Annotated in this window: 16 protein-coding genes; 7 read left to right on the top strand and 9 right to left on the bottom strand. The window is 70.3% G+C overall.

Going from position 1 to position 12834, the window contains the following annotated elements; translation table 11 throughout:
- Both PV721_RS07860 and PV721_RS07855 read left to right on the top strand, forming a co-directional pair.
- The coding region (locus tag PV721_RS07860; protein WP_319722106.1) for a polysaccharide deacetylase family protein at positions 1–530 on the top strand (530 nt) is incomplete at its 5' end.
- The gene (locus PV721_RS07855; RefSeq protein WP_319722105.1) at positions 527–1714 is read left to right on the top strand and encodes a YncE family protein; all 1188 of its coding nucleotides are present in this window, start codon (positions 527–529) and stop codon (positions 1712–1714) included. The genes PV721_RS07860 and PV721_RS07855, both read left to right, overlap by 4 nt.
- Positions 1715–1806: 92 nt before the next feature.
- Here PV721_RS07855 and PV721_RS07850 read toward each other — a convergent pair whose 3' ends face one another.
- The 3 genes from PV721_RS07850 to PV721_RS07840 are packed head-to-tail and all read right to left on the bottom strand — an operon-like array spanning position 1807 to position 3799.
- Entirely contained in the window at positions 1807–2460 is a 654-nt protein-coding gene (locus tag PV721_RS07850; protein WP_319722104.1) for a cytochrome P450, read from the bottom strand.
- A 6-nt stretch (positions 2461–2466) separates the two neighbouring features.
- Positions 2467–3051, bottom strand: coding sequence for a hypothetical protein (locus PV721_RS07845; protein ID WP_319722103.1), 585 nt, complete (start codon positions 3049–3051; stop codon positions 2467–2469).
- Positions 3032–3799 (bottom strand): tRNA-dependent cyclodipeptide synthase, encoded by a 768-nt coding sequence (locus PV721_RS07840; RefSeq protein WP_319722102.1) that lies wholly within the window; start codon positions 3797–3799, stop codon positions 3032–3034. Before PV721_RS07840 ends, PV721_RS07845 begins: the two co-directional genes overlap by 20 nt.
- A 254-nt stretch (positions 3800–4053) precedes the next feature.
- Between PV721_RS07840 and PV721_RS07835 the strand changes: the two genes are divergently transcribed.
- On the top strand, positions 4054–4266 hold the full coding sequence (locus PV721_RS07835; RefSeq protein WP_319722101.1) for an EF-hand domain-containing protein: 213 nt from the start codon (positions 4054–4056) through the stop codon (positions 4264–4266).
- A gap of 70 nt (positions 4267–4336) precedes the next feature.
- Here the strand turns inward: PV721_RS07835 and PV721_RS07830 are convergent, their stop codons facing one another.
- On the bottom strand, positions 4337–4885 hold the full coding sequence (locus PV721_RS07830) for a PadR family transcriptional regulator (RefSeq protein ID WP_319722100.1): 549 nt from the start codon (positions 4883–4885) through the stop codon (positions 4337–4339).
- A 95-nt stretch (positions 4886–4980) separates the two neighbouring features.
- Between PV721_RS07830 and PV721_RS07825 the strand changes: the two genes are divergently transcribed.
- The 3 genes from PV721_RS07825 (at position 4981) to PV721_RS07815 (ending at position 6826) form a co-directional block, all read left to right on the top strand.
- Positions 4981–5694: a flavodoxin family protein gene (locus PV721_RS07825; protein ID WP_319722099.1), complete on the top strand. Its 714-nt coding sequence runs from the start codon at positions 4981–4983 to the stop codon at positions 5692–5694.
- 98 nt (positions 5695–5792) lie between these two features.
- Entirely contained in the window at positions 5793–6437 is a 645-nt protein-coding gene (locus tag PV721_RS07820; protein ID WP_319722098.1) for a dihydrofolate reductase family protein, read from the top strand.
- A 245-nt stretch (positions 6438–6682) separates the two neighbouring features.
- Entirely contained in the window at positions 6683–6826 is a 144-nt protein-coding gene (locus PV721_RS07815) for a hypothetical protein (RefSeq protein ID WP_319722097.1), read from the top strand.
- 69 nt (positions 6827–6895) lie between these two features.
- Here the strand turns inward: PV721_RS07815 and PV721_RS07810 are convergent, their stop codons facing one another.
- Positions 6896–7426: a hypothetical protein gene (locus tag PV721_RS07810; RefSeq protein ID WP_319722096.1), complete on the bottom strand. Its 531-nt coding sequence runs from the start codon at positions 7424–7426 to the stop codon at positions 6896–6898.
- A gap of 164 nt (positions 7427–7590) precedes the next feature.
- Between PV721_RS07810 and PV721_RS07805 the strand changes: the two genes are divergently transcribed.
- Positions 7591–8211, top strand: a complete 621-nt coding sequence (locus PV721_RS07805) for a hypothetical protein (RefSeq protein ID WP_319722095.1) — start codon at positions 7591–7593, stop codon at positions 8209–8211.
- Positions 8212–8282: 71 nt separating this feature from the next.
- Here the strand turns inward: PV721_RS07805 and PV721_RS07800 are convergent, their stop codons facing one another.
- The 4 genes from PV721_RS07800 to gcvT all read right to left on the bottom strand — a co-directional run bounded on the left by PV721_RS07800 (position 8283) and on the right by gcvT (position 12825).
- On the bottom strand, positions 8283–9665 hold the full coding sequence (locus PV721_RS07800; protein ID WP_319722094.1) for an L-serine ammonia-lyase: 1383 nt from the start codon (positions 9663–9665) through the stop codon (positions 8283–8285).
- Between the two features lie 290 nt (positions 9666–9955).
- The gene (gene glyA / locus PV721_RS07795) at positions 9956–11212 is read right to left on the bottom strand and encodes a serine hydroxymethyltransferase (protein WP_319722093.1); all 1257 of its coding nucleotides are present in this window, start codon (positions 11210–11212) and stop codon (positions 9956–9958) included.
- A gap of 15 nt (positions 11213–11227) precedes the next feature.
- Entirely contained in the window at positions 11228–11608 is a 381-nt protein-coding gene (gene gcvH / locus PV721_RS07790) for a glycine cleavage system protein GcvH (protein WP_319722092.1), read from the bottom strand.
- Between the two features lie 101 nt (positions 11609–11709).
- Positions 11710–12825, bottom strand: a complete 1116-nt coding sequence (gene gcvT / locus PV721_RS07785; RefSeq protein WP_319722091.1) for a glycine cleavage system aminomethyltransferase GcvT — start codon at positions 12823–12825, stop codon at positions 11710–11712.
- Positions 12826–12834: the final 9 nt, after the last annotated feature.

Below are 12834 nucleotides of genomic sequence, written 5' to 3'. Positions count from 1 at the left end.
CCGCCCTCGCCAAGGCGGTCCTGGCCGAGGCCGAACGCGGGGGCGCGCGGGTCACCGTTCTGGCGATCGGCAGCTGGCTCGACGCCCACCCGGACATGGCCCGCCGCGTCCTCGACGGCGGTCACGAGCTCGGCAACCACACCCAGCGCCACCTCGCGGTCAACGACCTCCCCGAGGCGCAGGCCTACGCAGAGATCACCGGCTGCGCCCAGCGGCTCAAGCGGCTCACCGGCTCCATCGGCACCTGGTTCCGGCCCTCCCAGACGCAGTACGCGACCCCGCTCGTCCAGGAACTGGCCCGGCGGGCCGGCTACCCGCACGTCCTCTCGTACGACGTGGACTCCCTCGACTTCACCTCGCCCGGCGCCGCGGCCGTCATCCGCACCGTCACCGGGACGATCCAAGGCGGATCGGTGGTGAGCCTGCACTTCGGCTACGCGGACACGGTCGACGCGATGCCTCCCCTCCTCGAAGAACTCGCGCGCCGCAAGCTGCGCGCGGTGACCACCACGGAGCTGCTGACCCAATGACGACCACCCGCCTTCCCCGGAAGGTCACCGTGCTGCTGGCCGGTCTGGTCCTCGCCGCCCTGGCCGGCTGCGGAGCAGCCGACAAGGGGCCCGCCGAGGCGCTCGGCACCAAGGGCCCGGCCAAGCCCGTCAAGGCCGTCCCGGCCCTCCCGCCCGGCCTCCCCGGCATGCCTCCGGTCCTCGATCCGAAAGACGTCTACGCGGCGGACCGGCCGAACAAGCTCTCCCCGGTGGTCAAGGACTTCCCGTCGCGCGTCTACGTGCCGAACACCAGCTCCAACACGGTGTCCGTCATCGACCCGGTGACCTACCAGGTCATCGACACCATCCCGGTCGGCGTCCAGCCCCAGCACGTGGTGCCCTCCTGGGACATGAAGACCCTGTGGGTCAACAACAACCGCGGCCACACGCTCACCCCGATCAACCCGGCCACCGGCGAGGCCGGAAAGCCCGTCGAGGTGCACGACCCGTACAACCTGTACTTCACGCCGAACGGCAAGTACGCGATCGTCATGGCCTCGATGGACAAGGAGCTCGTCTTCCGCGATCCGCACACGATGGACCGCGTGAAGACCGTCCCGGTGACCTGCTACGGCGTCAACCACGCGGACTTCTCCGCCGACGGCCGCTACTTCATCGTGAGCTGCGAGTTCTCCGGCGAACTCCTCAAGGTCGACACCGAGCGGATGGAGGTCATCGGCCAGCAGAAGCTGCCGTTCGAGGGCGCGATGCCGCAGGACGTCAAGATCTCGCCGGACGGGAAGACCTTCTACGTCGCGGACATGATGGCGGACGGCATGTGGGTGCTCAGCGGCGACACCTTCGAGACCCCCAAGCTGCTGCCCACCGGCAAGGGCTGCCACGGCCTGTACGTGAGCCGAGACTCCAAGGAGATGTACGTCTCCAACCGCGGCGAGGGCACGATCTCGGTCTTCAACTTCCCCGAGAACAAGCTCACCAAGAAGTGGACGCTGCCGGACGGAGGCAGCCCCGACATGGGCGGGGTCTCGGCCGACGGCAAGGTGCTGTGGCTGTCGGGCCGCTACAACTCCGAGGTGTACGCGATCGACACCGTCACCGGCAAGCAGCTCGCCCGGATCCCGGTCGGCGGCGGCCCGCACGGGCTCGCGGTGTACCCGCAGCCCGGCCGCTACTCGCTCGGCCACACCGGGATCTTCCGGTAGCCGAAGGCTCCTGCCTCCCAAGGACGTGACGACGGCGCCCCGGGGGCTCGCACAACTCCCGGGACACCGTCATCGACCCGTCGGGCCACGGACTACCAGGCGACCGGAAGACGCTCCGGAAGTCGCTCGATGAAGCCCGTGCGCCAGACGAGGTTCTCGGGGGGCACCGCGAGGCGCAGCCCGGGCAGCCGCTCGACCAGCACCTCCAGTGCGATCTCGGCGTGTGCCCGGCCCAGCGCGGAGGCCGGGCAGAAGTGCCGCCCGGCGCCGAAGGCGAGATGGGCGTTCGGGCCCTCGCGCTCCAGGTCCAGCTCGTCCGGGTTCTCGAAGGCCTCCGGATCGAAGTTGGCCCCCTCCAGGAGGACGAGGACGAGCTCGCCCTCCCTCACCGGCACCTCGCCGACCGGGACGTCCGCCAGGGCGATGCGCGGCAGGCCGTCGCCGACGGACAGGTTCCAGCGCGGCAGCTCGTCGACCGCCCTGCCCATCCGCTCCGGGTGCTCGCGCAGGTACGGGAGCAGCTCGGGCCTCTGGAGCAGCGCGAGGACCGCGAGGGTGAGGAACGCCGAGGGGGATACCGCGCCCGCGCCGAAGAAGGAGACGGCGACCGTCGCGAACATGTCGTCGGTCAGATGGGCCGACTCCGGGTCCGCCTCCTTCAGCCCGGCGAACCTCCCGAGGAGCCCCGTACGCTCCTCGGGGGGCAGGGCGAGCCGGACGCCCAACTGCTCGGCGAAGTAGCCCACGTCCTTCTACCAGTTGAGGGCCGAGTCGGCGAACGGCTCGCGCGCGGTCATGAACGCCACGTCCAGCCCCGGCATCAGCCGGCGCCGGTCCGCGAAGGGCACCCCGAGCACCTGGCAGTGCAGGGCCGCCGAGAAGGGGTCGGCGAACCCCGCCCGGAGGTCGGCCGGGCCGCCCTCCGCCACGAGCCGGTCGATGAGCCCGCCGGCCCGGGCGCGCAGCAGGTCCTGGAGCCCCTTCTGGCGCGGATTGAGCGCCTTCATCACGGCGTTGCGCAGGCCGGCGCCGTTGATGTTGCCCATGTTGTTGACGACCTCGGGCGGGATCGTCAGCGCGTACCGGCGCGGGACCCCGGCGTTCGCCGTGTCCTTGAGGCTGAAGCGCTCGTCCTCCAGCACCTGCTTGGCCGGCGCGTAGCTGCTCACCAGCCAGGCCGGGTCCCCGGTGGTGAGGGTGCGGACCCGGGCGACCGGGGCCTTCTCGCGCAGCCAGCCGCACTCCTCGGGGAGGACGTCACCGCGCCGCGAGAGCGGGAAGTCGAGGAGCGGCTGCGGCTCCCGGCCCTCCCCGCCCTCAAGCTGCTCGACGCTCATCGACGGTCCCTTCGGCTGGTGCGGGGTTCACGGCGCCGTGAGGTGCGGCGGCCGCGGCGGGCTCGGGCCGCACGACGGCGTAGGCCTGGTTGCGGGTGGCGCGCAGGCCCCCGCCGCGCGCGAAGAGGACGTCGGTCAGCGGCATCCTGACGTGGTAGGCCGCCACCGAGGACGGCACGTCGAGAATGCTCGGGGTGTCCACGAAGAACGGCAGCTCGGCCGCCATGTAATCGAAACAGACCTGCAACTGGTCGTCGGTGATCGATTCATCTTCCGGCAACTTGGAGCCGATGAAATGCAGGGCCATCTTCTCGCAGCTCTTGCGGAATTCGTCGTCGGTTTCCAGGAAATGCAGGACGCGACGGTGCAGCAGTTGGTAAACGGGGTTCGACTGGAACTCCGACAGGGGGCGCACGCGGACATCCGCCTGCCCCGGCCCTGATTCCTCCACGCCCTTGAGGATCCGCCGCCGGACCGCCTTGATTTCCTTCGCCGCGCGCTTTTCCGCATGCTCCCGGGTGTAGCCCAAAGCGGCGAACATCCGGTCCACGTGGAGGTCGGCGTAGACGAAGTCGACTTGCGCGAAGCAGGTCGTGGCCCACTGGGCGAGGCCGGCGATGCGCTCGGAAGTGAAGTAGCTGTTTCCGGGACTCACTCCGATGAGCACATGGTCGCCGTCTTCCCAGATGTGGCGACAGGTGCGGGTGAAGGGCAGAACTTCGAATGATGCGTCAGCTGTGATCGTCACCTGTGTGATCGCCCTTGTCGCCGCTTGTCCCTGGGAGCCCTGCGCTCCTGGTGTGGCGGCAATGCCGTTACGTTATGCCGTGGCCCCGGAGCGTGACAAGTGCGGGCCGGATTCGTTGGCTGGAATTATCGCTTCCGCATTACGGAAGGGTAATTGAAGTTATTTCTGCCGCTCGAACGGGACCCGCGGCGGGGGTGGGCCGGGCAGACCGCTACTCTGAGCCGGTCAACAGGCATCAAGAAGGAGTGGACCCAGTGGCGGACATCGAGAACGCACGGACGACGTTCGGCAAGTTCGACGTGAACGGTGACGGCTTCGTCACGGCCGACGAGTTCAAGGCGGCCATGGCGGCCATGGGCGACCCGTTCGTCACCGGCCCGGTCGCGGACGCCGTGATCGCCGCCAAGGACGCGAACGGCGACGGCCTGCTGAGCTTCGACGAGTTCTGGGCCTCCCTGAACAAGTAGTCCCTCCGCTCCCGCCCCGACACACCCCGGCCCGGCGGCCGGCCGGGGCGGGAGCGCGCGTGCGTACGTGTCAGGCCTCCGGCCCGGACATGTCCCCGACCTCGGCGAGGGCCTCCTCCAGCCAGGTCAGCCAGAACGTCTCCAGGGCGATCCCGCCGTGCAGGACGAGCCGGCGCAGCCGGTCCTCCACGGCGTCCCGTCCCGGAGGGAAGTCCTTCTCCTCGATGGCCTCGTACTGCGCCAGCTGGCGCCGGTGCAGGTCCAGATGGCGCCGCAGCTCAGGGCCGAGCCCCTGCGGCCCCACCACGCCCGCCGCCCGGATCCGCAGCAGCAGCGGGTCGCGCATCGGCTTCGGGTCCTGGCTCTCGCCGACCCACCGGGCCAGCTCCGCACTGCCGCCGGGCAGCACCTCGTACTCCTTCTTCTGCCCCCGCACGGGCACCTCGCTGGGCAGCGCCCGGATCAGCCCGGCCTCTTCCAGCCGCCCGAGCTCGCGGTAGATCTGCTGGTGCGTCGCCGACCAGAAGTACCCGATCGACTTGTCGAACCGCCGGGTCAGCTCCAGCCCGGACGAGGGCTTCTCGAGCAGGGCGGTGAGGATGGCATGCGGGAGGGACATGGCGCCATCCTAGATTTGCGGGCGCCCCCGTACGGCCGCCCCCGTACGGCCTCCCCCGGCTGGCGGCCGGGCCCGGCCGTCCACAGGCTGGGGGAGTGTCCGCCGACTTCGAATACCCAGACCTCACCGCCGTGTACGTGAACTGCACCCTCAAGCGCTCGCCCGAGACCAGCAACACCGACGGCCTGATCGCGAAGAGCCGCGCGGTCATGGAAGCGGCCGGCGCCCGCACCTCGCTCATCCGGGCCGTCGACCACGACATCGCGACGGGTGTCTGGCCGGACATGACCGAGCACGGCTGGGAGAGCGACCAGTGGCCGGTCCTCTACAGCCAGATCATGGACTCCGACATCCTCGTGCTGTGCGGCCCCATCTGGCTCGGCGACAACAGCTCCGTGATGAAGCAGGTCATCGAGCGGCTCTACGCCTGCTCCTCCCTGCTGAACGAGCAGGGCCAGTACGCCTATTACGGGCGGGTCGGCGGCGCGCTGATCACCGGCAACGAGGACGGCGTCAAGCACTGCGCCATGAACATCCTCTACAGCCTCCAGCACCTCGGCTACGTGATCCCGCCGCAGGCCGACGCGGGCTGGATCGGCGAGGCCGGGCCCGGGCCGTCCTACCTCGACCAGGGCTCGGGCGGTCCCGAGAACGACTTCACCAACCGGAACACCACCTTCATGTCGTGGAACCTGATGCACCTGGCCGCCCTGCTCAAGCGCTCGGGCGGCATCCCGGCCCACGGCAACCAGCGCTCGCTGTGGGACGCCGGCTGCCGCTTCGACTTCCCCAACCCCGAGCACCGCTGAGCCCGTGCCGCCGGGGCGCGCGGAACGGTTGGCCGCACAGCGATGAGTTTTCCCAGCCCGGCCGGTCTCATCGTCGTCGACCAGACTGGAGGAAGCCCGTGGAGCAACTGCTGAGAGTCCAGAACTTCAACGTCTCGCGCGACGGATTCGGTGCCGGTGAGCACCAGAGCCTCGCGCGGCCGTTCGGCGACGCCGATCCCGGCGAGCTGTTCGCGTGGGCCGGAGCCACCGCGAGCTGGCCCAACCGCACCGACCCCGGGGGGAGCCGGGGCCTCGACGACTACTTCACGCGGGACTTCGCGCACAACATCGGCGCCGAGATCATGGGCCGCAACAAGTTCGGGCCCCAGCGCGGGCCCTGGACCGACCACGACTGGCGCGGCTGGTGGGGTGAGGAGCCCCCGTTCCACACCCCCGTGTTCGTCATGACCCATCACCCGCGCCCGTCGTTCACGCTCTCCGACACCACTTTCCACTTCATCGACGCCGACCCGGCGACGGTCCTCGAGCGCGCGCGGGAAGCAGCGCAGGGCAAGGACGTCCGGCTCGGCGGCGGGGCCACCACCATCCGCGAGTTCCTCGACGCCGACCTCGTCGACACCCTGCACGTGGCGGTCTCGCCGGTGGAGATCGGATCCGGGGCCAGGCTCTGGGAGTCCCCCGATGAGCTGCTCGACCGGTTCCACCTCGACGTCGTGCCCAGTCCCAGTGGTGTGACGCACCACCTGTTCTGGCGGAGGTGACGGGAGGCCCACCCGCGGACGCCGGCGCGCGGTGCCCGCCCCCTACGCCGGCACCTCCGCCAGCGCCGCAGGCAGCGGCCGGGCGTTCATCCGACGGCAGCTGGCGAGGGCCTCCCGCAGCAGGGCCCGGGCCGCCGCAGCAAGGCTTCGGCACGATCACCGGCCAGGTCGGGCCGGATCCGCGCGAGCACGAGTGGTTCCGCTTCCTGGACCACGCCAACACCCAGGGTGCGCTGGAGGAGTCCATGCACCCCAACGCCCACGGGCAGCGGGCGATGGCGGCCTGCCTCGGACTGGTGGGCGCGGCCGCGCCGGGCCGGTACGCGTGCACGCAGGACTGGTTCGGCGACGGCGACCCGAGCCGGATGAGGATCCGCCCGGCCGGGTGACCGGGGGCCGGCGCAGGGCCCGGGGCACGTGCGACGCCCCGGGCCCGTCGCTCCGTCGGCCTCCGCCCGTCACTGGGTGACGTGCGAGATGTCCACGACGAACCGCTCCGGGGAGTGCAGGGTGTAGGCGCGGTAGTACGGCACGGTGTCGAAGGCGGCGCCGAAGGTCACGTACCCCTCGTAGTCGCCGGTCAGGGCGATGCCCTTGAGCTTGCTGAGGTAGATCTTCTGGAGCTTGGGGCCCTGGTAGACGCTCTGGCCCGCGTCGTTGTGCGCGGCGGCGGGGTTGAAGCGGATTTCCAGGAAGTACTTCCCGGCCAGCGGCACGGGCTTTCCGGACCCGTCGTAGACCAGCTGCGGGACGGGGGTGACGGTCACGTCGGGGACGTACCCCTGCAGGTCGATGACGAGCCGGTCGTACGTGGCGTGCCCGCCCCAGCGGGCATTGACGACGAGCGGGGTCTGGCTCTGGGTGACGGTGGCGGCGGTAGGGGCGGCGGTGGAGGTGGCGGCCGAGGCAGGTGCGGCGAAGGAGAGGCAGGCGGCGAGCAGAGCGCCGGAGGCCAGGGCCACGATCTGCCGGAGACGTGCGTGGATCATGACGTCCCCTCGATTCCTGAGAGACGGGGACTGGTGGCACAGCCTAGGACGCCAGGGCAGATCCGGCGGTTCCCGTTCTTCTTGGGTCAATCCATCGCTGTGCAACTCCCTTTGATGGCAGGGTGGTTGACTGGAACCTGGCCCGCTCGACAGGAGAGAACCGGATGCGTCTTCACCGCTTTTCCCGTCATGGAACGGTCGCCGTGGCCCTCGTCCTGGCGGCCACCGCCTGCGGTGGCGACGCGGACCGCGAGGTCTCGCAGGAGGGGAAGGGCGGCTACCGCTGGGTGGCCACGGACGAGGTCTGCAACGCGCTTCCGTACGGAGAGCTCGCCGACCCGCTCGGCGCGCGCGAGGAGGCCGCGGACCGGGACAAGCGGTCCGGCCAGGGCGCCCCGGGCGTCAAGTGCGTCCAGCCGCTCGTCGAGACCGGCCCGGCGAAGTACGGCAACGTCAAGGTGGAGCTGGACCTCGCCTACACGGAGAGCGTCGACTTCTCCAAGGACGTCTTCGCCCGGGGCCGCGAGAACACGGCCAAGGACATGCCGGACAGCGGCCTCACCGAGGTGAAGGGCGTCGGCAAGGAGGCCTACCGGTTCGCCTTCAACAAGCCGACCGAGCTGCGGCAGGTGCGCGCGCTGCGGCTGCGCGACAGCAACATGATGATCGACGTGACGGTCACGGCCGAGGCCCGCACACCGCCCACTGCCGAGAGCCTCAAGGCGTACGACGCGTCGGTGGACGATTTCGCCAAGGGGGTCCTCAAGGCGCTGCGCCGCGGATAGCGGGCGGCGGGTGGCGGAAACGGGAAGGGGCCCGGCGCGTACGCCGGGCCCCTTCCGTCACCGGTCGGCGATCAGCACTCGATGACGTTGACCGCGAGGCCGCCGCGGGCCGTCTCCTTGTACTTCACCTTCATGTCCGCACCGGTCTCCTTCATGGTCTTGATGACCTTGTCGAGGGAGACCTTGTGGGTGCCGTCGCCGCGCATCGCCATCTTGGCGGCGGTGACGGCCTTGACCGCGGCCATGCCGTTGCGCTCGATGCAGGGGATCTGCACCAGGCCGCCGACCGGGTCGCAGGTCAGGCCCAGGTTGTGCTCCATGCCGATCTCGGCCGCGTTCTCGACCTGCTCCGGGGTGCCGCCGAGGACCTCGGCGAGGGCGCCGGCCGCCATCGAGCAGGCGGAGCCCACCTCGCCCTGGCAGCCGACCTCGGCGCCGGAGATCGATGCGTTCTCCTTGAAGAGCATGCCTATCGCGCCCGCCGCGAGGAGGAAGCGGACCACGCCGTCCTCGTCCGCGCCCGGCACGAAGTTCACGTAGTAGTGGAGCACCGCCGGGAGGACGCCCGCGGCGCCGTTGGTCGGCGCGGTCACGACCCGGCCGCCCGCCGCGTTCTCCTCGTTGACCGCCATCGCGTAGATCGTCGTCCACTCGCTGCGGTGCATCATCGGGTCGCCCTCGGTGCGCAGCTGGCGCGCCGTGGAGGCGGCCCGGCGCTTGACCCGCAGGCCGCCGGGGAGGATGCCCTCGCGGGACATGCCGCGCGAGACGCAGGACTGCATGACGCGCCAGATCTCCAGGAGGCCCTCGCGGATCTCCTCCTCGGTGCGCCAGGCCTTCTCGTTCTCCAGCATCAGCGAGGAGATCGACAGGCCGGTCTCGTTCGCGAGGCGCAGCATCTCGTCGCCGGAGCGGAAGGGGTACTTCAGCACCGTGTCGTCGAGCTTGATCCGGTCCTCGCCGACCGCGTCCTCGTCCACGACGAAACCGCCGCCGACCGAGTAGTAGGTCTTCTCCAGCAGCGGGGCGCCGGCCTCGTCGTACGCGAAGAGCGTCATGCCGTTCGCGTGGTACGGCAGGGAGCGCCGGCGGTGCAGGATCAGCTGGTTCGGCTCGTCGAAGGCGATCTCGTGCCCATCGCCTATCTCCGCGCCGAGCAGCCGCAGCCGGCCGCTCTTGCGGATGCGCTCCACCTCGTCGTCCGCCGTCTCGACGTTCACCGTGCGGGGGGAGTGGCCCTCCAGGCCCAGCAGCACCGCCTTGGGGGTGCCGTGGCCGTGGCCGGTCGCGCCGAGGGAGCCGAAGAGCTCGGCCCGGACGGAGGCGGTCTGGGCGAGCACGCCGTCCTTCTTCAGCCGGGTCACGAACATGCGGGCGGCCCGCATCGGACCCACGGTGTGCGAGCTGGACGGACCGATGCCGATCGAGAAGAGATCGAAAACGGAAATGGCCACGTTAGCGGACTCCCGGGTCATCCCCGCGGTGGCGGGGAACGGACCGTCCAGACGCTCTCGCAGCGTAGCGAGGCGGCCGACGGAGGGTGCGGACTTTGCAGGGATTGGGGGCAAAGATCACCTCGTGGGCGCCCTTGCCCGGTTCATCAGCGTACGTCAGTTCGTGAGGGTCCTGGTTACGCCGACCTGTACGGCGGCTTTCGCGGCCCCGACGTCGAGGGCCGCGCCCCGGGCCACGGAAAAGGCCCGGCCCTGTGCGAAACAAGGCCGGGCCTGCCCGAGCCGTTGCCCTAGAGCGACGGGTACAGCGGGAACTTCTCGGCGAGCGCCGAGACGCGCGCCTTGAGGGACTCGGCGTCGTACGCCGGCTTCAGCGCCTGCGCGATGATCTCGGCGACCTCGGTGAAGGCCTCGGCGTCGAAACCGCGGGTGGCGAGGGCCGGCGTACCGATCCGCAGACCCGAGGTGACCATCGGCGGCCGCGGGTCGTTCGGGATGGCGTTGCGGTTGACCGTGATGCCGACCTCGTGGAGGCGGTCCTCGGCCTGCTGGCCGTCCAGCTCGGAGTTGCGCAGGTCGACCAGGACCAGGTGCACGTCGGTGCCGCCGGTGAGGACGTCCACGCCCACGGCCTTGACGTCGTCCTGGACCAGGCGGGCGGCGAGGATCTTCGCGCCCTCCAGGGTGCGCTCCTGGCGCTCCTTGAACTCGGGCGAGGCCGCGACCAGGAAGGAGACGGCCTTGGCCGCGATCACGTGCTCGAGCGGGCCGCCCTGCTGACCCGGGAAGACCGCGGAGTTGATCTTCTTGGCCAGCTCCTGCGTCGACAGGATGACACCGCCGCGCGGACCGCCGAGGGTCTTGTGCGTGGTGGTCGTGACGACGTGGGCGTGCGGCACCGGGTTCGGGTGCAGGCCCGCGGCGACCAGGCCGGCGAAGTGCGCCATGTCGACCATCAGGTACGCGCCGACCTCGTCCGCGATCCGGCGGAAGGCGGCGAAGTCCAGTTGGCGCGGGTACGCGGACCAGCCGGCGACGATCAGCTGCGGCTTGGACTCCTTGGCCAGGCGCTCGACCTCGGCCATGTCCACCTCGCCGGTCTCGTCGACGTGGTACGGGACCACGTTGTAGAGCTTGCCGGAGAAGTTGATCTTCATGCCGTGGGTCAGGTGACCGCCGTGGGCCAGGTTGAGGCCCATGATCGTGTCGCCCGGCTTCAGCAGCGCGAACATCGCGGCGGCGTTCGCCTGCGCACCCGAGTGCGGCTGGACGTTCGCGGCCTCGGCGCCGAAGAGCGCCTTGATGCGGTCGATCGCGATCTGCTCGACGACGTCGACGTGCTCGCAGCCGCCGTAGTAACGGCGGCCCGGGTAGCCCTCGGCGTACTTGTTGGTCAGGACCGAGCCCTGGGCCTCCATGACGGCGACCGGAGCGAAGTTCTCCGACGCGATCATTTCCAGGGTGGACTGCTGGCGCACGAGCTCGGCGTCGACGGCGGCGGCGACGTCCGGGTCGAGCTCGTGGAGAGGGGTGTTCAGTACAGACATCAGGGTCCCCTGGGGTCAGTTACCGGCGGTGAGCTTGGTGTACTCCTCGAAGGACAGCGTGTCCTTCGGCTCCTCCGAGAGGCGGACCTTGAAGAGCCAGCCACCCTCGAAGGGGGCGGTGTTCACGAGCGCCGGGTCGTCCACGACGTCCTGGTTGGCCTCGACGATCTCACCGGTGACGGGGGAGTACAGGTCGCTGACCGACTTGGTCGACTCCAGCTCGCCACAGGTCTCGCCCTCGGTCACGGTCTCGCCGACCTCGGGGAGCTGGGCGTAGACGACGTCACCGAGCGCGTTGGCCGCGAACTCCGTGATGCCGACCGTCGCGACGCCGTCCACGGCGTCCGACAGCCACTCGTGCTCCTTGGTGTAACGCAGCTTCTCGGGGTTGCTCATGACCTGATTCTCCTGGATGCGGGGGAGTGGATACGAACTGTGGTCTTGGGTACTGAGACGGCGCCGTACGGGTTACCGGACGGCGGACGTGGTGCGTGGAGCTACTTCTGCCGCTTGTAGAACGGCAGCGCCACGACCTCGTACGGCTCATGCGTACCGCGAATGTCGACGCCGACGCCGGAGGTGCCGGGCGCGGCGTGCGCCGCGTCCACGTACGCCATCGCGATCGGCTTGCCCAGCGTCGGGGACGGGGCGCCCGAGGTGACCTCGCCGATCACCTGACCGTCGGCGACGACCGGGAAACCGGCGCGCGGGACGCGGCGGCCCTCGGCGATCAGGCCGACCAGCTTGCGCGGCGGATTGGTGGCGGCGCGCTCGGCGGCGGCCTCCAGCGCGGCGCGGCCGACGAAGTCCCCCTCCTTCTCGAACTTCACGACCCGGCCCAGCCCCGCGTCGAAGGGGGTCAGGGAGGTGGACAGCTCGTGCCCGTACAGCGGCATGCCCGCTTCCAGGCGCAGGGTGTCGCGGCAGGACAGGCCGGCCGGCACCAGGCCGACGCCCTCGCCCGCCTTGGTCAGCGCCTGCCACAGCTCCACGGCGTGCTCGGGCGCGACGAACAGCTCGAAGCCGTCCTCGCCGGTGTAGCCCGTACGCGCGATCAGCGCGGGGACGCCCGCGACGGTGCCCGGCAGGCCGGCGTAGTACTTGAGGCCGTCCAGATCGGCGTCCGTCAGGGACTTCAGGATGCCGGGGGACTCCGGGCCCTGCACCGCGAGCAGCGCGTACGCGTCGCGGTCGTCGCGGACCTCGGTGTCGAAGCCGGCGGCGCGCTCGGTCAGGGCGTCGAGGACGACCTGCGCGTTGGAGGCGTTCGCGACGACCATGAACTCGGTCTCGCCGAGGCGGTAGACGATCAGGTCGTCGACGATCCCGCCGTCTTCCTGGCAGATGTGCGTGTAGCGGGCGCGGCCGACGCCGACCGTGGAGATGTTGCCGACCAGTGCGTAGTCGAGAGCCTTGACGGCCTCCGGGCCGGTCAGCGTGATCTCGCCCATGTGCGACAGGTCGAAGAGACCGGCCTTGGTGCGTACGGCGTTGTGCTCGTCGCGCTCACTGGCGTACCGCAGCGGCATGTCCCAGCCCGCGAAGTCGGTCATGGTCGCACCGAGCGAGCGGTGCAGAGCGTCGAGGGCGGTCAGACGGGGGGCAGTGCTCATGGGTGTGGC

It is taken from the genome of Streptomyces sp. MB09-01, assembly GCF_033794505.1.
Classification (GTDB): Bacteria; Actinomycetota; Actinomycetes; order Streptomycetales; family Streptomycetaceae; genus Streptomyces.
Note: the sequence above shows the minus strand (reverse complement) of the source record. Positions and strands in the feature narration are given on the sequence as shown.